The organism is Arthrobacter sp. R4 (assembly GCF_051365025.1).
Taxonomy (GTDB): Bacteria; Actinomycetota; Actinomycetes; order Actinomycetales; family Micrococcaceae; genus Arthrobacter.
The window spans coordinates 1-329 of record NZ_JBLWIJ010000042.1 but is presented as its reverse complement, the minus strand read 5'-3'; the positions used below and the strand labels follow the sequence as shown (position 1 = coordinate 329).

The window sequence follows — 329 nt, the reverse complement described above, 5'->3', positions numbered from 1 at the left end:
TCAAAGCCGCGGTACGCAGGTCCAGGCCCGCGGGCAGGACCCGCAGCATCCGGGTTGGCAGGTTCACATACCGGGCAAACGCCCCGTCGGTATGCGGGAACCGGGCCGCACTGCCCAGGTACGTGCACCCCGGTGAGAGGTTGGGCCGCTCCGCCGGATACCGGATATCCCCGGCACCGGGCCCGGGCGTGGCCGGATGCACCGCGACCGGGGTCCCCGCGGCGGGGCCTGTCCCGTCGGCCGCGGCACGGACCACAACACCGGAAATCTCATGACCCAGCACCAGCGGGGCCTTCAGGACCGACTCCCCCGCCGCCCCGTGCAACCAA

The 329-nt window shown here is 72.6% G+C and carries 1 protein-coding gene; it reads right to left on the bottom strand.

What is annotated here, in order from left to right; genetic code table 11:
• Positions 1-329 (bottom strand): alcohol dehydrogenase catalytic domain-containing protein (locus ACLKOZ_RS21105; protein ID WP_436478092.1); only part of this gene is annotated, 329 nt, incomplete at both ends.